The sequence below is a fragment of the Vibrio sp. STUT-A16 genome (assembly GCF_026000495.1).
GTDB classification, from domain to species: Bacteria; Pseudomonadota; Gammaproteobacteria; order Enterobacterales; family Vibrionaceae; genus Vibrio; species Vibrio diabolicus.
Genome location: NZ_AP026765.1, coordinates 2,666,466 through 2,686,616, shown reverse-complemented (window position 1 = coordinate 2,686,616; position 20,151 = coordinate 2,666,466). Strand labels below are relative to the sequence as shown.

The following is a 20,151-nucleotide window of genomic DNA, read 5'->3' as shown; positions in this document are numbered from 1 at the left end:
TCCTAACGTTTCACAACGGCGAATGAAGTTTCCTTCCCGTGAAAGAGAAGGAAGAATAAGGGCGGGCATTCTAGCATTAGGGTGAAATTTAGCCCAACCGTTTTTGGTGACGTTCGCGAGTTTCTAATTTCTTTTCCGCACTTTTTCTAAGTAGAACGTAAACGGCTCCGGTTCCACCGTGAAAGCGTTGCGCACTATGCACGCACTGAACTTCCCTGATTTGTTGTAGCCAGCTGCTAACAAAGCTTTTCATTAGTGCTGGTGGATTTGAGCGTTCTCCTCGGCCGTGGACAATAACGACCGTTCGTATGTCCATTGATAGGCACTGTTTTAAAAACTTTACGACTTCATCACGAGCTTCTTTCAATGTTTTACGATGCAGATCTAGGCGTGCTTGGATTGGATATTTGCCAAGACGAAGTTTGCGGTAAACCCCGTCTTGTACGCCATCACGTTTAAACTCAACAAAGTCCTCTGGTTTCAGCATTTCTGCGTGATCAAGTGACAGGTATTCTGGGTCATCTTCTGTTAGCCAGATTGCCGCTTCTCTCTTGGCGAGCTGCGCTTCGGTTACTTGGTGTACTTTTTTGTGTTCGGCGGTGTCTTGAGTGATCGGCTTTACATCGCCCATCATCTGTTGGAACAGATCAAAATCGTCATCGTGAGACATAGTAGTAATCTCATTAAGAACAGGGAGGAATAATAGGATTATATCAATGAGTGGTGCATTGAGATCAAATAAAAAACCGGAGTAGGCAAGTAACCGACTCCGGTGCAAAGCGTTTCTAGAGCTAAGCGAGATCTAGTGAGGAGATTTGTCGTTCATGATCTTGTATATGAAGAAACCGCCGTAAAATAACATCAGACCAATTGCCCCAAAGATTACTATCATTGACGATAGACCCACTGCATTACCAAATAGGAGATCAAGCCAAAAGTCCATACGTTTCCTCCAAGATGTTCCCGACAGGCATAAAACTAAATGGCAGTGCCTTGTTGCACACTGATCTGGATCAATTATGTTGCTAAGGTTAATAAACTGTATTTTGTTGTGAGTTATCAGTCACATTTTACGTGCTAGTGTTCAGTTATTCATCAAACGAATTAAGACCTAAGGTTTTTTTGTAAAAAGCACTTGCGTCACAGTTCAGAATCCGTAATATACGCATTCGTTGACGGGGACAAGTCCTCAGTTAAACATCTCGGTGAATAGCGCAGTTTGGTAGCGCATCTGGTTTGGGACCAGAGGGTCGGGGGTTCGAATCCCTCTTCACCGACCATATTGAGAAAAAGGCTCTACAGAAATGTAGAGCCTTTTTCGTATTTGGTGATATTTATTTGGAGCCAGAGGGTCGGGGTCTGGTGCGCCAGTCCGATGGAATGCCAGTCCAATCGAATCCCTACTTCACCGACCACTTTTAGAAAGCCTGCTCAATGAGCAGGCTTTCGTCGTTTTTAGCGCTAGTAATTTTAGACTTCAATAGTATCGAGCCAAATGGGTTCACCTGACGTTAGAATATGGCACTTCACCGACACGTATTGAGAGGAAGGCTCTACAGAGATGTAGGGCCTTTTCATTTTTTAGAGCGAGTAAATATATTACTTGATGTCACACGAGATAGTGCTGATAGGAGTTTCAGAAGTTGTGAAGCAAACATAAGCGGTCTTTGGATGGTTTGGACCAACTTTGATGTAACCTGCTTTTAGTTCGTCTTCATCAAACGTGACAGAGTGAGATTTGCTCGAGCTTCCATCAAAGTAAACAGCTTCAAAGCCTTGAGTCATCATATGTGCGACGCGATTTCGGGTATGGTTAGTGGAAAAAGTGATGTTCGCACAACGCATCATTGGTTTTTCGGTAATAAGAAACTGGCCACTCTCTTTATCTAATACCCCGCCTTTTGCTTCCGGGGTTATATCAATAGCTTGAAAATTTTCTACGTTACATGACGGTTTAGCATAAGCAAGCGATGAAGTGAGCATCATACTGCTCACGCATAGGAATAAAGCTTTAAATTTCATATGAGTTATTATGTATCCACATAGGTTAGAGTCGTTTTAGCAGAGGAGTAAACCATTGTCAGTGATCGTGTTAGCGTGATGCCTTGCTATTCATCATTTCATCATTGATGAGGCTGGCTGCCTTCAAATAAATTTCTAAATATGGCACCTAGCTTGGCGGGTTTTACCGAGTGGTTTTATGTCAAAGCCCCTTTTTTTAAGCAGCTCAATCAGATTATCTTTACCAACTAGATGCAAACTGCCGACAACAACGGTATAGCGACCCGAACGTTGAGGTAGGACACTGCCAGTATCAAGTTTTTTCGCCCAATCTCGATTGCGCTCATATAAGAAAGCCTGATTAAAATCTTCTGTTGCTTGATCGGTTAATGATGCCTCGACCAACATACTACCATCACCGCTCTTCCAACTTTCTATCAAACACTGAACCAATTCTTCCCCACCGTCATATTCTTCAATTGACGAGAGGAGCATCTCTTTACCACCTTCTGATTGACCTGCGATTAAATCAATTTGGAATTGCACGGACTCCAGTGGAATGACCGGGATTTGTTTTTTATCAGCGAGTCCTATTAAGTGCATGTCGACCCCTTTATCAGAGACATACCCCAGTTTGTTGACTAAAGCGAGTTGGATGGTTAATGCAGCCGACCATGGTGGAGAATTTAAAAGTTGAGTTTCTGGCAACCCTAAATTTTGTGCTATCTCGACTAAGTGGCGACGTTGAGCCTTATCTAAAACATCTTTAGAGAGGATGGTTGCTTGTGGGTAAACCAAGCCTTCAGAGTTTCTGACATCTGCTTCGATAATCAACCCAGCGCTTTGGCTTAAGTGTTGAGTAATAGTTTTAGGGAGTGGGTACATCGTTTTATCGCCCACATGCACAGAGCCAATGATCATCAGCTCGGTTTCCCCTTTTTTTGCTAACCAATGTTGCGGTTCTGCATAAGAGGAAAAGGGAGCAAAGGCAACAAGTAGGGATGATATGAGTGTCAAGAGACGAAACATAGAATGGTCCTCAGGTAAGTACCTTTAAACTTTATACGCAAAAATGCTTGAGGTTAAGTGCAATTTCTCTAGTGGGGATATTCGACAAAATCGTCATTTCTAAAAATATTGACGAGTTTTGACGATGAATAAATGAGAGTCACTTCACGAAAGATAAATAGGTCATTCGCTTACTAATGGTTCACAAAATAATTAGGCGTGATCCAAATCTTACAAAATCAGTCGTAACTCATGAATATTAGTGACCTAGATCGCAGCAAACTCGTCAAAACAAGTTGTTCGATTTTGACGTGGCTTGTAACTTCATGAAAGTTAAGTTTTTATGGTTTTTGCTGAGTATCATTTTTTGAACTAGATCACTTCCTATTTCTATTTATTTTACGCTTAGAAATAACTGGTTGTATGTTGAATGCAACTGTTAGGCCCCTCGCATTTGAGGAGCCGCGATTTTTATCATTGTCGTTTTGAACCACTGACTTTTTTGGGGAAGTAAGATGTTTAAACCTAGTCTGATTGCTGTTTCTGTTATCACCACATTAGCAGGTTGCTCTGCTCTGCAAAGCTCTGAGCAACAAGCTGTAAATTCACTGGCTAATAACCTTGATATTCAATACCAAGTGTTGACTAACCACGGTGCAAACGAAGGTCTTGCTTGTCAGGATTTAGGAGCTGAGTGGGCTTCTTGTAACAAGGTGAACATGACGCTAGTTAACCAAGGTGAAGCGGTTAACTCTAAAGATTGGGCTATCTACTTCCACAGCATTCGTCTGATTTTGGATGTAGATAATGATCAGTTCAAAATTTCTCGTGTAACGGGTGACCTACACAAACTGGAACCAACAGATAAGTTTGATGGCTTTGCGGCGGGCGAAGAAGTGGTACTTCCACTAATTGGCGAATATTGGCAGTTATTTGAAACCGACTTTATGCCGGGCGCTTTCGTTGCAGCACCAAACGCAGAACCTAAGATTATCGCTTCTCTTAATACAGAAGACGTTGCGTCTTTCGTGACTGGCCTTGAGGGTAACAACCTAAAACGTACGCCAGATGACAACAACGTATTTGCAAACGCTGTGTCTCGCTTCGAGAAGAACGAAGACCTAGCAAAACAAGATGTATCAACCACGTTACTACCAACGCCAATGTCTGTTGAAGCAGGCAAAGGTACAGTAGATATCGCGGCGGGTATTGCGCTGCCTAAAGACGCATTCGATGCGACTCAATTCGCAGCAATTCAAGATCGTGCAGAAGTGGTAGGTGTGGACGTTCGTGGTGATCTTCCTGTAAGCATCACTGTTGTTCCTGCAGACTTCACCGGTGAATTGGCAAAATCTGGTGCTTACGAGATGAGCATCAAAGGCGATGGTATTGCGATTAAAGCGTTTGACCAAGCAGGTGCTTTCTACGCAGTACAATCTATCTTTGGCCTGGTAGATAGCCAAAATGCTGATTCTCTACCACAACTGTCTATTAAAGACGCGCCTCGTTTTGATTATCGTGGTGTGATGGTGGATGTGGCTCGTAACTTCCACTCTAAAGACGCCATTCTTGCAACGCTAGACCAAATGGCAGCGTACAAGATGAACAAACTTCACCTTCACCTAACCGATGATGAAGGCTGGCGTTTAGAAATCCCAGGCCTACCTGAGTTGACAGAGGTTGGCGCTAATCGTTGTTTCGATACACAAGAGAAAAGCTGCGTACTGCCTCAACTTGGTTCCGGTCCAACGACAGACAACTTTGGCTCTGGCTACTTCAGTAAAACAGACTACGTGGAAATCTTGAAATACGCGAAAGCGCGTAACATTGAAGTCATTCCCGAAATCGATATGCCAGCACACGCGCGTGCAGCGGTAGTATCAATGGAAGCACGTTACGACCGCCTGATGGAAGAAGGTAAAGAAGCACAAGCGAACGAATACCGTCTGATGGATCCTCAAGATGCTTCTAATGTCACTACGGTTCAGTTCTACGATAAGCAAAGCTTTATCAACCCGTGTATGGAATCTTCCACTCGCTTCGTAGATAAAGTAATTTCAGAAGTGGCAGCAATGCACGCTGAAGCTGGGGCACCGCTAACGACATGGCACTTTGGTGGCGATGAAGCGAAGAACATCAAGCTTGGCGCTGGTTTCCAAGACGTTAACTCGCAAGACAAAGTTAGCTGGAAGGGCACGATTGATCTGTCGAAACAAGACAAGCCATTTGCGCAATCTCCACAGTGTCAGGCGTTAATCGCAGAAGGCACAGTGAGCGATTTTGCTCACCTACCGAGTCATTTTGCACAAGAAGTATCAAAATTAGTTGCTGAGAAAGGCATTCCAAACTTCCAAGCATGGCAAGATGGTTTGAAATACAGCGAAGGTGAGAAAGCATTCGCAACAGAAAATACGCGTGTTAACTTCTGGGACGTTCTTTACTGGGGTGGTACATCATCAGTGTACGAGTGGTCTGAGAAAGGTTACGACGTGATCGTTTCTAACCCTGACTATGTGTACATGGACATGCCATACGAAGTTGATCCGAAAGAGCGTGGTTACTACTGGGCAACACGTGCAACCGATACGCGTAAGATGTTTGGCTTTGCACCAGAGAACATGCCTCAGAACGCAGAAACCTCTGTAGACCGCGATGGCAACGGCTTTACTGGTAAAGGTGAAATCGAAGCGAAACCTTTCTACGGTCTATCAGCACAGCTTTGGTCTGAGACAGTACGTAACGATGAGCAATACGAGTACATGGTATTCCCTCGCGTACTCGCAGCCGCTGAGCGTGCATGGCACCGCGCAGTTTGGGAGAACGACTACAAAGTCGGTGTTGAGTACTCGCAAAACTCTAACCTAGTTGATAAAGCATCGCTAAACCAAGACTACAACCGCTTTGCGAACGTGCTTGGCCAACGTGAACTGGCTAAGCTAGAAAAATCTGGTATCGACTACCGCCTTCCAATTCCTGGTGCGAAAGTAGAAAACGGCAAGCTAGCTATGAACGTTCAGTTCCCTGGCGTTGAACTGCAATACTCATTAGACGGTCAAAACTGGCTGACTTACGCAGACAATGCTCGTCCAAGTGTGAAAGGAGAAGTGTTTATCCGCTCTGTATCGGCGACAGGGGAAAGAGCAAGCCGCGTAACTAGCGTGAAATAACCTTAATCTTCTCAGCTAAATTTAAGCAAACCCTCAATGTCATGTTGAGGGTTTCTTTATTTTTATGGGAAATTAAGTGTGACCAATGTCTGATTATTTTTCATTGATAAATAAGTTTTAGCTTGTAATGGTCAGGGTTATTGTGAACTGGATCGACTTAATTTGCTAAATGTCAATAAATTACCTGTTTATGATCACACTTCTATTTTTTGAATCATTATAGAAAAATACGGTAAGTGCCTGTATTTGCCATACTTTTATCAGGGTTGTTGAGCGTCGGCTTGAACAAGATCACTTTTTAAAATGTTTTATTTTCCATCGCGAATTAATTGGAACAATATTGCGATCGCCAAGGAGGCACATTCCAAAGTTTGCGATAAAAGGGAAGAGAAGCCCTTTAAAACCGTCGCATAACGTGAATAAATAAAGGCAGTAATTATGAAAAACATTTTTGCACTGAGTGCTCTTTCTCTCGCTTTCGCTTCTAGCGCTTTTGCTGGTTCTTCTTACGTAACAGGTAATGTTCAATTCCACGATGATGGTCGAATCCATGGTTCGGACGTTACGTCTACACTGGAAGCTGGTCATACTTTTGATAACCAATTCGGCGGCTTTACGGTTTACACCGAATTTGATGGTATTCAGTTGGGTAAACTGGAAACAGAAAACGGTGGCGCGGGTAACACAACACCAGCAATCACTGTGGGTGGTGAGCAGTCATTTAACATTACCGATCATTTATGGGTTGCAGCGGGTTACCAACACTTGTTCTCTGCTGGCGAGAACGTACAGTACCGTCCATTGGTTAAGATCGGTTACAACTTCGATAACGGTATCTCGCTAAGTAACCGTACTCGTGCGCATATTGATGCGACAGACGCAGATGCGGATACAGATTACCGCATGGATAACCGTATTGGTTACGTGATGAATGAAGATGTGACGCTAAGCTACAACAACGTCTACATGATTGAAGCGGAAACGATGGACCACGAACTTCGCGCAACGTGGACACGTAAAGGTGTTCAGCCTTACTTTGAGTTCCGTAGCCAAGCACACGGTGCAGAAAACGCAAGTGGTGATAGCCTAGTTAACAATGCGTTTGTATTTGGTGCTTCTTACGGCTTCTAATCTTATATCTGTCCATTAAGAAAAAGCCCAGCAATTGATTTGCTGGGCTTTCTTGTTATTTATCGTTGCCTTCGTGGTGGCTATATTCGAACACTTGGCCTTTTTCGTTAAAGGCGTAAACAGTGTAGCTGTCTTTTTTATCGCCATACTCCATACCAGGGGAGCCCATTGGCATGCCCGGTACCGAGAGCCCTTTTGCGTTACGTGGTGGATTTTCTAAGAATGCTTTAATGTCTTCGGCTGGAATGTGGCCTTCGAACACATAGCCGTTGATTTCTGCTGTGTGGCAAGAGTAAAGCTGTTCGTTCTTGATGCCTAGATCGCGTTTTATGGCGTTCATGTCATCGTGCAATTTCTCTTCGACCGTAAATCCGTTCTCTTCCATGTGTTTTGTCCATTCACCACAGCAGCCGCAGTATGGCGATTTGTGGTTAATGACATCAGCTGCCAATACGTTGGCGGATGCGGTCGCAAGCATTGCAAAGGTCAATAATTTCAACTTCATAATAGCCTCAAATATAAGTGGTTATTTTACTGAAAAAAGTCGTAGTCGATTTGCATTACTAACGACAGTAATAGATGACAGCGCCATTGCCGCACCTGCGACAACTGGGCTGAGCAAAAATCCAAATGCAGGATAAAGTACGCCTGCGGCAACAGGGATCCCCAGTGAGTTATAAACGAAGGCTCCAAATAGGTTTTGCTTCATGTTTTTAAGTGTAGCGCGCGACAGTTCAATCGCATGTACCACCGCCATTGGTGACGTGTTAAGGATGGTCATTTGCGAACTTTCAATGGCGACATCACTGCCGCTACCCATTGCAATACCAAGGTTGGCTAACGCGAGAGCAGGGGCGTCGTTAATGCCATCCCCCACCATTGCCACAACATGGCCTTGGGATTGAAGTTGCTCAATGTGCTGAGCTTTCTCATCTGGCATTACTTGAGCGATTACTTCATCAATACCTAGTTCTTGACCGATAGCGTTGGCTACGTGTTGGTTGTCACCCGTCAGCATTACCGTTTTGATGCCTTGCGATTTTAATGCAGAGAGCGCTTGTTTTGCATCCGATTTGATTGGGTCAGCAATGGCGATCAGGCCGACTAACTCACCATCGAGCGCAACGGCAACCGGAGTCCATGCGTTCTGAGCACATTCGTCAATTTCATCCTGAAGAGCCTCTGTTGCAACGTTTTCCGCTTGCATAAATTGAAGCGAGCCAATAAGCAGCGGTTTACCTTGATATGTTGCCAAAATGCCGCGCCCACGAACGTTTTCAAATTTATCGAGAGTCACTTCTTGCGTGTCGTGCTGATTAGCAAAGTCGCATACCGCTTTTGCTAGTGGGTGCTCTGACTGACGCTCGGCGGCGTACGCTAACCCCAACAGCTCTTCTTGGCTGGTGGTGTGAGTAAACACTTGCTGCACACTTGGTTTACCTTGGGTAAGCGTGCCTGTTTTATCGAACACAACCGTATCTATTTTACTCGCTAGCTGTAGGGCATCAGCATCTTTGATCAAAATGCCGAGTTCTGCGGCTTTACCCACTCCCACCGTAACAGAAAGTGGGGTTGCTAAGCCTAGAGCACAAGGGCAGGCGATGATAAGTACGGTTGTGGTGACCACCAGCATATAGCTCGCTTTTGGCTCTGGGCCAACGGCAAACCAAACAAGCGCGGCCAGTATTGCTATGCCTACAACGACAGGGACAAACACCGATGAAATCTGGTCTGCCAATTTAGCGATGGCGGGCTTGCTGCTCTGAGCGCTGCGCACCATACGAATAATACGTGCGAGCATCGTATTTGCGCCGATTCCGGTAGCCTCTATAGTGAGAGAGCCGTCGGTATTCAATGTCCCTGCGGATACATGTGCCTCTTGTGCTTTTAATACAGGAACGGGCTCACCTGTTAGCATGGACTCATCGATATACGATTCACCATTGATTACCGTACCGTCGACGGGCACTTTCTCTCCCGGCTTGATACGTAACTTCATTCCTAAAGTGATTTCTTCTACCGCGATTTGTTTATCACCTTGCTCAGTGATGACGGTCGCTTGTTGAGGCTGTAAGTTCACCAAAGCCTGAAGCGAGCGCGTTGTGTTTGCTTTCGCTTTGGCTTCTATATAGTGACCAAGTGAAATCAAACCAATGATCATCGCGCTGGCTTCGAAGTAAACATGACGAGATGCCATTGGGAACCAATCTGGGAAAATCACCACAAGCATAGAATAGAACCACGCTGCGCCAGTACCGAGCGCAACTAAGGTATCCATCGTGGCGCGCTTGTGAGTGGCCGCTAACCAAGCGTTACTAAAGAACTGTTTTCCGGCAGTGGCAAGCAGCAGCAAACACACAATACCGATCGCGCCCCAAACCAATTGGTCATTGGTGTTGCGAATCATCATGTTGCCACCAGCAACACCCCAAATCATCAAAGGGGCACCCACAACAAGGCCGGCAATTGCATCCAACTTAAAGCGTTTTTGCTGTTGACGTTGTTGCTGCGCTTGCTTTTCTTGCTGTGTCGTGGCGTCTTGTAAAACCTCGCCTTGGTAACCCGCTTGTTTGACAGATTGCAAAATAGATTGATGTAACGAATCTGAGTCTTCAGTCACAAACACCAGTGCGCTTTGTTCTGCGAGGTTTACCTGAGCTTTTTCAACCCCTTGTACATTAGTAAGGGCTTTTTCTACTGATGCGACACAGCTTGCACAGGTCATACCTTGAATCAACATCTGTAGTTGAGCCGTGCCTGCTGGTTGCTCGTCAGGCGTTGCTTGGTCGCCTTTTTCGCTTTGATGTGTCTGGCTTTGGCGTTGATCGGGAGTGATTGCCTTTTGCTCTTCAGCAACTGAGTTATCAGTAACAGCGTTATTGTTGGCCGTATAGCCCAAGCTAGCAACTAGCTCAATGACTTGTTGCTCGGAGAGTAGGGTACGAATCTCTAAGTGCGTTGTTGAAGCCTCGAAAGAAATAACGTCTTGATGAGAGTCTAATAAAGACGAGAGTTTTTTCACGCAGCCGCCGCAGCTTAAGCCTGAAAGGTTTAACTCGTACTGATTTCCTGCTTGGTAACCAAGAGATTCAATTGATGAGACAAGCTCTTTGAGAGAGGACTCGGTTTTGACCTCGGCTTGCGTTGGGGACAAAGTGAGGATCTCTACATCGTGATTCGCATGTAAAGCCTTCTCAACTTTTCTCGCACAGCCCATGCAGTTGAGCCCTGATAAAGGTATGACAAACTGATACATAATCTGCACCTCAATAATAGTGATACATTGAGCTTAAACCTTCCTGCAAGGGTAAGGTCAATACCCATTTTTTGTTCTCAACAATTTCGTCAAAATCGCTTGAATCACAAAAGTTCACTGCCATTTTACTTGCGAGTGATCTCAAGGTTTTTTCTCTCTGAATATAAAGTTCCGTTAAAACACCTAAAAGATGAATGAAGTCGCTCACGCTTTTAAGATGCTCTCAATGTCAGTTCAGTGTCAAGAAGTGCTTTTAACGTTTTTAACTTTTTATATTTGAACTTAATTATTTGATTATTAAGTATTTATATTGTTTTTGATCTTCTCATTTTGAAGTCGCTCAGATTGCTGTAGGGAAAGTTTTTTAGTGCGAAAAAAGTTTGTCATATTTGCCCCGTCCAAACATTGTTTCAAGTTCCTGCCATGTCCTAGTTAGCGAATTTGAAAATGGAAAAAACTAAAAAATATAGGGGTTAAAAATGTCTTACCTAAAGAAAAGCCTACTTGCTACGGCAATCACAGGCATGATGTTCAGTGGTGCTGCATTTGCTGATGGTGCAAACAGTGACGCAGCAAAAGAGTTCCTAACCAAAGATTCATTCTCTTATGAAGTTTACGGGATCATCGCGATGCAGGCCGCGTACCGCGATTACGATTCTGGCAACAAAGCAACGGACGATGATCTAGGTGGCATGCAGCTAAACAACGAATCTCGCATCGGTTTCCGTGGTAAAAAACAATTTGCTAACTTCGGCCCTACTTTTATTTGGCAAATCGAAGGTGGTTACGTTGACCCTAGCTTTGGCGGCGAGGGTGCAGGTCTTGGTGAACGTGACACATTCGTCGGTTTTGAAAGTGCATCTTGGGGTCAAGTTCGTTTAGGTCGTGTATTAACACCGATGTACGAATTAGTTGACTGGCCTGCATCTAACCCAGGTCTCGGTGACGTTTACGACTGGGGTGGTGCAATTGGTGGTGCTAAGTATCAAGACCGTCAATCAAACACCATTCGTTGGGACTCGCCAATGTATGCGGATAAATTCTCTCTAGATATTGCGGCTGGTGCAGGTGACAAAGCGGGTCTGGGTGAAGGTGATGACTACTGGGGTGGTATCGCAGCGCACTACAAAATTGGTCCAATTCAGTTAGATGCCGCATACGAGGGTAACCGTAACATTAAGATGGAAGGCCAAACGTGGGAAAACAACACATACTTGGTGGGTGCTCAAGGTTGGTTTGATAACGGTATTTCTTTCTTCGCGCAATACAAATACATGGAAGCTGACGCAAGCAACGGCGTGAGTGAGAAGCAAGACGCAATGTCTGCCGCTATCATGTACACCACAGGTGATTGGCAATACAAACTGGCTTACGCAGCGAACTTCGATCTAGAGCGTGATGGTAAGACAATTAACGATACAGCAGACGATGTACTATCTGCACAAGTTATGTACTTCGTAGACCCATCGGCAGTGCTTTACGTACGTGCTCGTACTCTAGACTTTGGCGACGGTGCATATCAACTGGATAAACCAACAGAAGCGCGTTGGAAATCTGCGGACTACGATGAGTTCTCTGTGGGTGTTGAATACTACTTCTAATAAAGAAGCAGCTAAAAGGGCGGAAACGCCCTTTTTGTCTTGATACTGATTCAAATAAGCCTTTGGAATGACGGGCCTGTAAGTTTCAGAGGCTTATCTAAATTGGTATAAAGTGAGAAACCACGATGAAAAAAACAACGACACTTCTCGGACTTTGCGCAATGCTTTCTGCGCCTGCTTTTGCTGCTCAATTGACTCTGCAAGCTGAACTGGTTCCTCGCGTTCTCAACGGTGAGTTCGTGTACCCTGAGTGGATTTCCAAAAATAACAGCATCGAGCTGAAGGACGGGGAAAATCAGTTGGCGGTGACGGTTGGACAAATTGTCTTTGAAGATGGCAAGCGCCGTAAGTTCGATTCGCAGCCACTGGTATTAGAGTTTGAAGCAGAAAAAGACGCCGAACTATCGCTGACTTACAAAGCGTTCCGTACCATCGAAGAAGCGAAAGCTTTCGAACTTGATCCCAAAGTGGTATTGAAAGACAAACACGGAAAAGAAGTGGAATTCTCTATGGTTCAACTTCGTAAAGGTGGCTTGCAAGGTTTTCGTGATTACGAGCGAGAAGTGGCTGACTATAACAATGCAATGAACAAAGAATCGACCAAGGCAAGCATTGCGTCTTCTCCGGCGGAAACCAAAACAATCAAAGCATCGTTTAATGAGTTAAGCCGTGAAGAGCAGCAAGAATTTATGCAATGGGCGATGCGTAACCTGAAGTAATTTCGTTCTGCACTTTAACAGTAAATAGGAGGGCAGTACCTTTATTGGTGCTGCCCTGTTTGTATTTCTGGTGTCAAACCGATTGTAGAATTGACTTACGGTGGTAAAATGTCGCCACTTTTATCCTTGACATTACAACGAGAGATCTCTCGTTGCTCATTACCCCTAAGGAACTCAAATGACGGTTAAAACTCGTTTTGCTCCTAGCCCAACTGGCTATCTACACGTTGGTGGTGCGCGTACTGCACTTTACTCTTGGCTATACGCTAAAAACCAAGGTGGTGAATTCGTTCTACGTATCGAAGATACAGACCTTGAGCGTAACTCTCAGGAAGCGGTTGATGCAATTCTTGAAGGCATGGAATGGCTAGGCTTGGAGTGGGATGAAGGTCCTTACTACCAAACTCAACGTTTTGATCGTTACAACGAAATGGTTGATAAGCTGCTGGCAGAAGGCAAAGCTTACAAATGTTACGCGTCTAAAGAGCTGCTAGATGAAATCCGTGCAGAGCAAGAAGCAAACAAAGAAATGCCTCGTTACGATGCGAACCATCCAAAAATCAAAGCGGCAAACGAAGCGGCAAAAGACGGCGACCCATGTGTTATCCGTTTCCGTAACCCAAAAGAGGGCAGCGTAGTATTCGAAGACCAAATTCGTGGTCGCATCGAAATCCGCAACGATCAAATGGATGACCTAATCATTCGTCGTACTGACGGTTCACCTACTTACAACTTCTGTGTAGTAGTGGATGACTGGGACATGGGTATCACTCACGTTGTTCGTGGTGAAGACCACATCAACAATACGCCTCGTCAAATCAACATCTACGAGGCACTAGGTGCACCAGTACCAACGTTTGCGCACTGTGCAATGATCTTAGGTGATGACGGTGCGAAACTGTCGAAACGTCACGGCGCTGTATCGGTCATGCAATACCGCGATATGGGTTACTTGCCTGCAGCACTAAACAACTACCTAGTGCGTCTAGGTTGGTCTCATGGCGACCAAGAAATCTTCTCTCAAGAAGAGATGATCAACCTATTCAGCCTAAACGCAGTATCTAAGTCAGCGTCTGCCTTCAACACGGACAAACTGCAATGGTTGAACAACCATTACATCAAAAATTCAGATCCTGCGTACGTTGCAGAGCACCTACAATGGCACCTAGATCAACAAAAACTAGACGTAACGAATGGTCCTGCTATCACTGACGTGATCAAGCTAGTGGGTGAGCGTTGCAACACGCTGGTTGAGCTAGCTGAGCAAATCCGTTACTTCTACGAAGATTTCTCTGAGTTTGAAGCGGGCGCAGCGAAGAAACACTTACGCGGTGTGGCTAAAGAGCCTCTAGAGCTTGCTCTAGCGAAAGCTGAAGCACTGACCGAGTGGACAACAGCAAACATCAAAGATGGCGTTATCGCAGCAGTCTGTGAAGAGCTAGAAATCGGCATGGGCAAAATCGGTATGCCATTACGTGTTGCTGTAACAGGCGGCGGTCAGTCTCCTTCTGTCGATGCAGTAATGGAACTGGTTGGCAAAGAGCGTTGTGTTGCTCGTATTAAGATGGCGCTTGAGTTCATTGCTGAGCGTGAAGCAAACGCATAATTGCTTTGAACTAAACGTTCTTTTGAATAAATAGTCATAAAGCCGCGGTAAACACCCGCGGCTTTTTTGTATCTGAACCTTAGATAATCAGAAACCTTCTCATATGTCGGTGAAGGATGTGGGATTTAGGACCGTAATTCACCTAGGTATGGATAAGATTTTTTAATCCAAATATCGTTGGCATGAATAAAAAACGAGCGATTATATATCAAATATCTGATTGATTTTTATCCACCTTCCTTAAAGTTCCATTTTTGTTGTCTCATTTTTAAGAAAAAACTTTGCTTAAGTTGTAGTGTTCCAGAAAGTAAAGCAAACGTTTGCGTTGTGGTTGTGTGGGGATTTTTTGCTTAAGATCACATGTTGTTGAGATTTTTGATGACAATAAATTGACAGAATTGGGATTTTTCTCGCGATTTCTTAGCGTTATAGTTCACCCCGTCAGTGATACCGAGATGGCGATATGTATCACTGAACAGGAAATGTACGTAAGTAGCTTCCATAAAAAAAATGCATGTGCATAAAAAGAAGCTGACTAAGTATCTCACTCAAGGAATGAATAAAAAGAATTGAAATACAACGTCAGTCAGACGGCGCATTTCGGCATCTAACAAAAGAACTTCTTTAGAGGAATCAATAATGAAAAAATTAGCAGCGGTAATTTCAGCGTCTCTACTTATGGCTTCAGCAGCACAAGCAGAAGTATACGTTGGTGGTAAGATGGGTAAGTCATGGATGGAAGACGCGTGTGTAGCGGGCCAGGCTTGTGACAAAGACGACTCTACTCTTGGCGCTTTTGTTGGTTACGAAATGAATAAATACTTCGCAGTAGAAGCAGGTTTCGACAACATCGGTGATTTTAACCAAACTTCTTTCGGTGGCCATGTAGAAGCAATCACTCTTGCACCTAAATTCAGCCTACCAATCACTGAAGACATCGCACTTTACGGTAAAGTGGGTGGCGCTTACGTAATGTTTGATGGCAAAGATGATTACTCTTACCTAGGCGCAGCTGGCCTTGAGTTCAACCTAAGCCAAAACGTAACTGCTCGTGCGGAATACCAAACTCTGACTGATATCAGCAACGATGTAACTCGTGCGACAGGTAACACAGCAACACTGGGTGTTTCTTTCAAATTCGGTGGCAACGATGAGCCAGTAATCGTAGAAGAGCCAGTTGTTGTTGAAGAAGTGGTAGAAGAGCCAGTAGTTGTAACGAAAACATTCGAAACTCAAACAATCGGCACTGGTAGCTTTGATCTAAACAGCACAACTCTAAAACCAGAGAGCGCTGCAAAACTTGATAACCTAGTTGCTTTCCTAAACGAGCACCCACAAGCGAACGTTGAAGTTGTAGGTTACACAGATACTTCTGGCCCAGCAGCTTACAACCTAAAAGTTTCTGAGAAACGCGCTGAATCTGTAGCTAACGCACTCGTTGAAAAAGGCATTGATTCATCACGTATTCAAGCGCGTGGCGAAGGTGAAAACAACCCAATCGCTTCAAACGACACTCGTGAAGGTCGTCAGCAAAACCGTCGCGTAGAAATCGTTGTTCCAGAATTTGAATACCAAGTTCAGCAATAAGCTTCTATCCGACCGTAGTGTAGAAGACTAAAGCTGAAAGCCCCAAAGAGTTCGCTCTTTGGGGCTTTTTCATTTCTATTTGAAACGGACTGAAAAGCTAAAAACGGTAAACATCACTTGAGGTCAATGCTGTTTAAGCGCCCCATGAATGTTAGGATTTCCAAGTTGTCTTTATGTGCTTCTAACAACGCTTTTTTGGTTTGCATGTAGGCGGCAAGCTTGCCGTATTTACTAATAGAGCGAACCACCGTTTTGTATTTGTAGTCACCGTCATCATTGAACTCTCGCCACTTAGCGATGTAACACGTATCTCGGTTATCTGGGTTTTCAAGAGTGGGGTTAGGCTTGTGAACAATTTTTGGCTCAACGCTGTGTGGAAGTCTGGTCATGAGGTAAGGATCCTTCAAAAGACGTCGCCAAAATTTGCCCCACATTTGCCGGCCTAATTCGTTTCTCAGCTTAATGGCTTTTTGTAAGCCTTTCTTTTCTCCAATACGAACAAACCCAACCGAGCGGTGCAGTACCGTGTCCTCGGGGGTATGGATATGAATCTTAAAGGCAGTCTTGCCTTTAGAAATAAAGCGGTGTCCAGTGTTAGTTATTAAATTGCTCTTAGACATAGTGCTAACTAATGATTTTATTAATAGCTAAAAGGGTAAGCAAAACTCATAGATAATTAAAGTAATAAAATACAAAACTGTAAATAGGGCTTGTTGAAATGATTTCAAGGGGAAGAGATCGGATCAGTAAAAGGTTTTATCTCGTCGAGTAAAGGAGCGAGGCAATCATATTGATTACTGAGGAAATTGTTTCACACGTTACTTGGAAACGCTCTGTGAAGCTCGAAATAGTGGATACAAAAAAGCCTTAGCTCAAGTGGGAGCTAAGGCTATGATATGGCGCCCCCAGTAGGATTCGAACCTACGACCTGTCCCTTAGGAGGGGACTGCGCTATCCAGCTGTGCCATGGGGGCGTAATACCAATAGTTGCAGTTCATTGAACCGTTTTACTGAATGCAAACCTAGCAACTTTGTTTAGGTCTTTATCAGTATCACTTTGAACGACTTACTACGGTCATTGGTATAATCAAATAAGATGCGCTGCCTATGATATTCAAAAGTGAGCATATCTCAAGACTTAATGTTTGCTTTTATAGGATCTTGTTCATTACGTCGCCAATTTGAACACTAGAGGCTAAATTTGGCTGATCAATCGTCAGCTCGGCTTCGTGTTCGTATATACGAGATACCGTCAATGTAATTTCACTTTGCGATACTTTATTTCTTGGTAATCCGTTTTGGTCGATAAATGATGCGGTGTGCCAAAGTTGCAATTTGTCTCCCTCTTTTACGCCATGCATACGGCCGAGATCCATCGTTACCGTATTGCCGAAGACTGCGACGACCTCTGGCAGCGTAATTTTGCAAGACAGCTCTGACTCTAGATCCAGCATTATATTGCGACTAACGCGTAGCATCATCTCGCCATAGGTCGACGCCCAAAAGCGCGCACTGCGAGTATCTACTTGGCTCGTTTTGGCAAATGGCCAACGCGCCACTTCACGGTAGGCTTTGTTGAAGACTTCATGACCAGTTTTACCATCAAATACTTTCATCTCTAACGCAAACTGACGATTGATGATGTCATCTTGCAGTAGTTGAGATTCGACCGTCGCAGTGAGATCGGTAATGACTCCCCCAATGATGTATTGTGCGCCGTTATCTTGCGCGATCATTTGAGTACGAGCGGGATAGTTACTGCTAATTGAATAGTCCGTTGTACCCACAGACACAAAGCTGCGAGAGGTTTGATCCAGCTGGCGATTCACCACGCGGCTAAAATCGTCACCCACTTGGTAAATCTGTCCCATCACCGCTTGTTGTGGTGAGGCAACCTCAATATTGCCGACAAGGATCGTCTTTTTGTATTGATCGGTGTGGCAACCCGTTGCCGATGGATAAATATCGACGCGAATTTTTACCTCGACTTTACCTCGACGTTTACGCTCAGACTCGACCAAAATGTAACGGACTTCATGGTTGGTAAACTGGTACTCGTTACGGCTTTCCTCTAACAGCGGCATCAAATTGCTAATACTGCCAATATCTGCGCCCGAAAAATTGACGGCTTTGAACAGCGCGTCTTCCAACGCATGGAGCCTTGCCGTCTCTTCTGAAGAAACGATAGTGGCAACGCCTGTTACTTCATACCAAGATGCCATTACTTTAAAAGGCACAAGCATCACTAAAGTGATTAAAAACAGACTGTTTAATATTTTTTTCATTGATTACAACCGTTCGGGTATAAATATTGCTTTAACAATTTCAGTGAAGTTTGGTGGATTTTTCTTCGTTAGGCAAACAAAGAAAAGCAAAGACTGTTCCAATATTCACTTTCTTAGAAAGGAATTAATCAAGAACGGTATCACCTAAGATTATCTGGAGAATCAAACCATGAAAAAGTGGCTTGTCGCCGCATCGATGATGACGCTTCTGACATCGTGCGCGTACTCACCGATTTACAATGGTAAAGAACCGTACTCGGGAAGCCAGTTCATGCTTATGGATAGTCCACGTCATACGATGGACTTTTTCATTGAAAGCATGACCGAAGACCTGATGGTTTCTAATGTGGCGGTATCTGCGCGGACACCGATTGCGATTACCTCGTTTGTTGATCTACAAAATATGGATGCAACAAACTGGTTAGGTAACTCGGTCTCTGAAGGTTTTATCCATCAGTTTCAGCGCCGAGGGTTTAAAGTGGTTGATTTCAAAACTACGGGCTCTATTCAAGTGACGCAGCAGGGCGATTTTGCTTTAAGTCGTGATTGGCAAGATTTAGCTCAAGAGCAGCAAATTCAGTATGTACTGACCGGAACAATGCTGCGCCAAGAGGGCGGAGTGCTTGTCAATGCACGCGTGGTTGGCATGCAAAGCCGTGTAGTTGTAGCGACAGCGCAAGGTTTCCTTCCGGCTGACCGTATTGGGCGCGACTTAGATACGTTAAATAGCATCCGCACACAAGATGGTGTGTTGATTCGTTCTGACCCTACCATTCGTCAGCCGTACACTGTGATTCTCCGTCCATAGGATAGAAGCATGAAGAAGTTATTATTTATTATTGCCACACTGATATTGGTTGGGTGTCAGCCATTACAACAGATGCGTCAAGATGAAATCTTAGTGGCGGTGGGCTACGCCAGCGTCAGTGAGCAAACAGGCCGCACAGTAGAAGAAAAGCGTGTACGAGCAATGCGCGCATCAAAAATTGATGCTTATCGTGAACTGGCAGAACAAGTGTATGGTATGCGTGTTAGTGGACGTGCAGAGCTGCAAGACCAACGTTTGGGTATTGAAAGCACCACTGGTGCCGTCGATGGTGTAATTCGTGGTGCTGAAGTTGTGCGTAGTTATCTTGTTGAAGACAGTTATGTGACTGAGCTGCGTCTGGATATCCGTAAGATGGATAAGCTACGTGATTATGGAGAAGTTCAGCAGGTGCCTGAGAAGCGTCAACAAACCTTGTTCTAATGCACTAAGCGCATTACTTCAGAAGACCAGATAATCTTTCCCGCGGCTGATTGGCAACAATGAGTCGCTTTTTTATCTCTACATTCTAGAGATGGTGGGGCAGGAGTGACGTTTAGGCTTTTATATTGGTGCCAAGTGTCGAAATAGTATGGGTTTTGCCACCGGCATTGTAGGTCATGCCCACTTTGCCATGAGTTCGCTGAAGCATGTTATTGAGTTTATTGAAACTCAGCTGTGCGCGACTAAGCGATTCGCCATTTACTTGGTTAACTTGTTGACAGTCGAGGACGATCGATTGGATTTGAGCAACAACCTGACTTAGGTGCTCATCTTCAGTAAGTTGATTGACGTGCGGGTGAGAGGCGATTCGCTGATCAGTTGTTCTGAGCTGATCAATGAGCGTCATCTTCTGTTTGGCAATGCTCTCAATCTCGGTAGAGACACGCGCCGTGATTGCTTGTGTTTCTTGGCGTAAAACAGCGGAAAGTGCCTTAGCATTTTCTAGCTGGAAATTAACGAGATCGACTAATGCTGCCATAAA

17 protein-coding genes and 2 tRNA genes are annotated in these 20,151 nt (G+C 44.5%); 9 read left to right on the top strand and 10 right to left on the bottom strand.

All coding sequences use genetic code 11. The features are described from left to right. Positions 1–88: 88 nt before the first annotated feature. Together smrA and OO778_RS12730 are read right to left on the bottom strand one after the other, a co-directional pair. The gene (smrA, locus tag OO778_RS12735; protein ID WP_005393162.1) at positions 89–670 is read right to left on the bottom strand and encodes a DNA endonuclease SmrA; all 582 of its coding nucleotides are present in this window, start codon (positions 668–670) and stop codon (positions 89–91) included. A gap of 132 nt (positions 671–802) precedes the next feature. Then, the gene (locus OO778_RS12730; RefSeq protein WP_005382236.1) at positions 803–943 is read right to left on the bottom strand and encodes a DUF3149 domain-containing protein; all 141 of its coding nucleotides are present in this window, start codon (positions 941–943) and stop codon (positions 803–805) included. A gap of 260 nt (positions 944–1,203) precedes the next feature. Between OO778_RS12730 and OO778_RS12725 the strand changes: the two genes are divergently transcribed. After that, positions 1,204–1,280: transfer RNA gene (locus OO778_RS12725), tRNA-Pro, on the top strand. A 319-nt stretch (positions 1,281–1,599) separates the two neighbouring features. Here the strand turns inward: OO778_RS12725 and OO778_RS12720 are convergent. Together OO778_RS12720 and OO778_RS12715 are read right to left on the bottom strand one after the other, a co-directional pair. Further along, a complete protein-coding gene (locus OO778_RS12720; RefSeq protein WP_031780330.1) occupies positions 1,600–2,022 on the bottom strand; it encodes a hypothetical protein in 423 nt (140 codons plus the stop codon). 135 nt (positions 2,023–2,157) lie between these two features. Next, complete coding sequence (locus tag OO778_RS12715) at positions 2,158–3,030, bottom strand: TraB/GumN family protein (RefSeq protein WP_264909937.1); 873 nt, start codon at positions 3,028–3,030, stop codon at positions 2,158–2,160. A gap of 494 nt (positions 3,031–3,524) precedes the next feature. Here OO778_RS12715 and OO778_RS12710 point away from each other — a divergent pair, with 494 nt between their 5' ends. Both OO778_RS12710 and OO778_RS12705 read left to right on the top strand, forming a co-directional pair. After that, entirely contained in the window at positions 3,525–6,176 is a 2,652-nt protein-coding gene (locus OO778_RS12710; protein WP_264909936.1) for a beta-N-acetylhexosaminidase, read from the top strand. 438 nt (positions 6,177–6,614) lie between these two features. Then, positions 6,615–7,307 (top strand): oligogalacturonate-specific porin KdgM family protein, encoded by a 693-nt coding sequence (locus OO778_RS12705; RefSeq protein WP_005382004.1) that lies wholly within the window; start codon positions 6,615–6,617, stop codon positions 7,305–7,307. A gap of 55 nt (positions 7,308–7,362) precedes the next feature. On the opposite strand, the gene OO778_RS12700 is transcribed toward OO778_RS12705, so the two are convergent. Both OO778_RS12700 and OO778_RS12695 read right to left on the bottom strand, forming a co-directional pair. Next, positions 7,363–7,812 carry a DUF411 domain-containing protein gene (locus OO778_RS12700; protein ID WP_012842060.1) on the bottom strand — a complete coding sequence of 150 codons (450 nt, stop codon included), beginning with the start codon at positions 7,810–7,812 and terminating at the stop codon, positions 7,363–7,365. Positions 7,813–7,833: 21 nt separating this feature from the next. After that, positions 7,834–10,563, bottom strand: coding sequence for a heavy metal translocating P-type ATPase (locus tag OO778_RS12695; protein WP_264909935.1), 2,730 nt, complete (start codon positions 10,561–10,563; stop codon positions 7,834–7,836). A 479-nt stretch (positions 10,564–11,042) separates the two neighbouring features. On the opposite strand from OO778_RS12695, the gene chiP reads away from it, so the two are divergent. The 4 genes from chiP to OO778_RS12675 all read left to right on the top strand — a co-directional run bounded on the left by chiP (position 11,043) and on the right by OO778_RS12675 (position 16,076). Then, a complete protein-coding gene (gene chiP, locus OO778_RS12690) occupies positions 11,043–12,164 on the top strand; it encodes a chitoporin (RefSeq protein WP_006743034.1) in 1,122 nt (373 codons plus the stop codon). A gap of 125 nt (positions 12,165–12,289) precedes the next feature. Next, the gene (locus OO778_RS12685) at positions 12,290–12,883 is read left to right on the top strand and encodes a DUF2057 domain-containing protein (RefSeq protein ID WP_048626113.1); all 594 of its coding nucleotides are present in this window, start codon (positions 12,290–12,292) and stop codon (positions 12,881–12,883) included. A 178-nt stretch (positions 12,884–13,061) separates the two neighbouring features. Then, positions 13,062–14,489 (top strand): glutamate--tRNA ligase, encoded by a 1,428-nt coding sequence (gene gltX / locus OO778_RS12680; RefSeq protein WP_053807682.1) that lies wholly within the window; start codon positions 13,062–13,064, stop codon positions 14,487–14,489. 639 nt (positions 14,490–15,128) lie between these two features. Continuing rightward, the gene (locus OO778_RS12675; RefSeq protein ID WP_264909934.1) at positions 15,129–16,076 is read left to right on the top strand and encodes an OmpA family protein; all 948 of its coding nucleotides are present in this window, start codon (positions 15,129–15,131) and stop codon (positions 16,074–16,076) included. Between the two features lie 113 nt (positions 16,077–16,189). Here OO778_RS12675 and OO778_RS12670 read toward each other — a convergent pair whose 3' ends face one another. From OO778_RS12670 to OO778_RS12660, 3 genes are all read right to left on the bottom strand, one after another. Then, entirely contained in the window at positions 16,190–16,696 is a 507-nt protein-coding gene (locus tag OO778_RS12670) for a hypothetical protein (RefSeq protein WP_031780328.1), read from the bottom strand. 277 nt (positions 16,697–16,973) lie between these two features. Beyond that, positions 16,974–17,050 (bottom strand) — tRNA-Arg (locus OO778_RS12665). A 177-nt stretch (positions 17,051–17,227) separates the two neighbouring features. After that, entirely contained in the window at positions 17,228–18,361 is a 1,134-nt protein-coding gene (locus tag OO778_RS12660; protein WP_005393145.1) for a flagellar assembly protein FlgT, read from the bottom strand. Between the two features lie 169 nt (positions 18,362–18,530). Here OO778_RS12660 and OO778_RS12655 point away from each other — a divergent pair, with 169 nt between their 5' ends. Then, positions 18,531–19,169, top strand: a complete 639-nt coding sequence (locus OO778_RS12655; protein ID WP_005382013.1) for a FlgO family outer membrane protein — start codon at positions 18,531–18,533, stop codon at positions 19,167–19,169. Positions 19,170–19,178: 9 nt separating this feature from the next. Further along, a complete protein-coding gene (gene flgP, locus OO778_RS12650; RefSeq protein ID WP_005393144.1) occupies positions 19,179–19,610 on the top strand; it encodes a flagellar assembly lipoprotein FlgP in 432 nt (143 codons plus the stop codon). A 112-nt stretch (positions 19,611–19,722) separates the two neighbouring features. Here flgP and flgN read toward each other — a convergent pair whose 3' ends face one another. Next, on the bottom strand, positions 19,723–20,148 hold the full coding sequence (flgN, locus tag OO778_RS12645) for a flagellar export chaperone FlgN (RefSeq protein ID WP_005393142.1): 426 nt from the start codon (positions 20,146–20,148) through the stop codon (positions 19,723–19,725). Positions 20,149–20,151 lie beyond the last annotated feature (3 nt).

Bases quoted from the DNA above. Each gene is read 5' to 3' on its own strand.
- smrA (WP_005393162.1), bottom strand. From the start codon at position 670: ATGTCTCACGATGACGATTTTGATCTGTTCCAACAGATGATGGGCGAT.
- flgP (WP_005393144.1), top strand. From the start codon at position 19,179: ATGAAGAAGTTATTATTTATTATTGCCACACTGATATTGGTTGGGTGT.
- flgN (WP_005393142.1), bottom strand. From the start codon at position 20,148: ATGGCAGCATTAGTCGATCTCGTTAATTTCCAGCTAGAAAATGCTAAG.
- OO778_RS12670 (WP_031780328.1), bottom strand. From the start codon at position 16,696: ATGTCTAAGAGCAATTTAATAACTAACACTGGACACCGCTTTATTTCT.
- OO778_RS12715 (WP_264909937.1), bottom strand. From the start codon at position 3,030: ATGTTTCGTCTCTTGACACTCATATCATCCCTACTTGTTGCCTTTGCT.
- OO778_RS12685 (WP_048626113.1), top strand. From the start codon at position 12,290: ATGAAAAAAACAACGACACTTCTCGGACTTTGCGCAATGCTTTCTGCG.
- OO778_RS12675 (WP_264909934.1), top strand. From the start codon at position 15,129: ATGAAAAAATTAGCAGCGGTAATTTCAGCGTCTCTACTTATGGCTTCA.
- OO778_RS12655 (WP_005382013.1), top strand. From the start codon at position 18,531: ATGAAAAAGTGGCTTGTCGCCGCATCGATGATGACGCTTCTGACATCG.
- OO778_RS12700 (WP_012842060.1), bottom strand. From the start codon at position 7,812: ATGAAGTTGAAATTATTGACCTTTGCAATGCTTGCGACCGCATCCGCC.
- OO778_RS12695 (WP_264909935.1), bottom strand. From the start codon at position 10,563: ATGTATCAGTTTGTCATACCTTTATCAGGGCTCAACTGCATGGGCTGT.
- gltX (WP_053807682.1), top strand. From the start codon at position 13,062: ATGACGGTTAAAACTCGTTTTGCTCCTAGCCCAACTGGCTATCTACAC.
- OO778_RS12660 (WP_005393145.1), bottom strand. From the start codon at position 18,361: ATGAAAAAAATATTAAACAGTCTGTTTTTAATCACTTTAGTGATGCTT.
- OO778_RS12720 (WP_031780330.1), bottom strand. From the start codon at position 2,022: ATGAAATTTAAAGCTTTATTCCTATGCGTGAGCAGTATGATGCTCACT.
- OO778_RS12705 (WP_005382004.1), top strand. From the start codon at position 6,615: ATGAAAAACATTTTTGCACTGAGTGCTCTTTCTCTCGCTTTCGCTTCT.
- chiP (WP_006743034.1), top strand. From the start codon at position 11,043: ATGTCTTACCTAAAGAAAAGCCTACTTGCTACGGCAATCACAGGCATG.
- OO778_RS12710 (WP_264909936.1), top strand. From the start codon at position 3,525: ATGTTTAAACCTAGTCTGATTGCTGTTTCTGTTATCACCACATTAGCA.
- OO778_RS12730 (WP_005382236.1), bottom strand. From the start codon at position 943: ATGGACTTTTGGCTTGATCTCCTATTTGGTAATGCAGTGGGTCTATCG.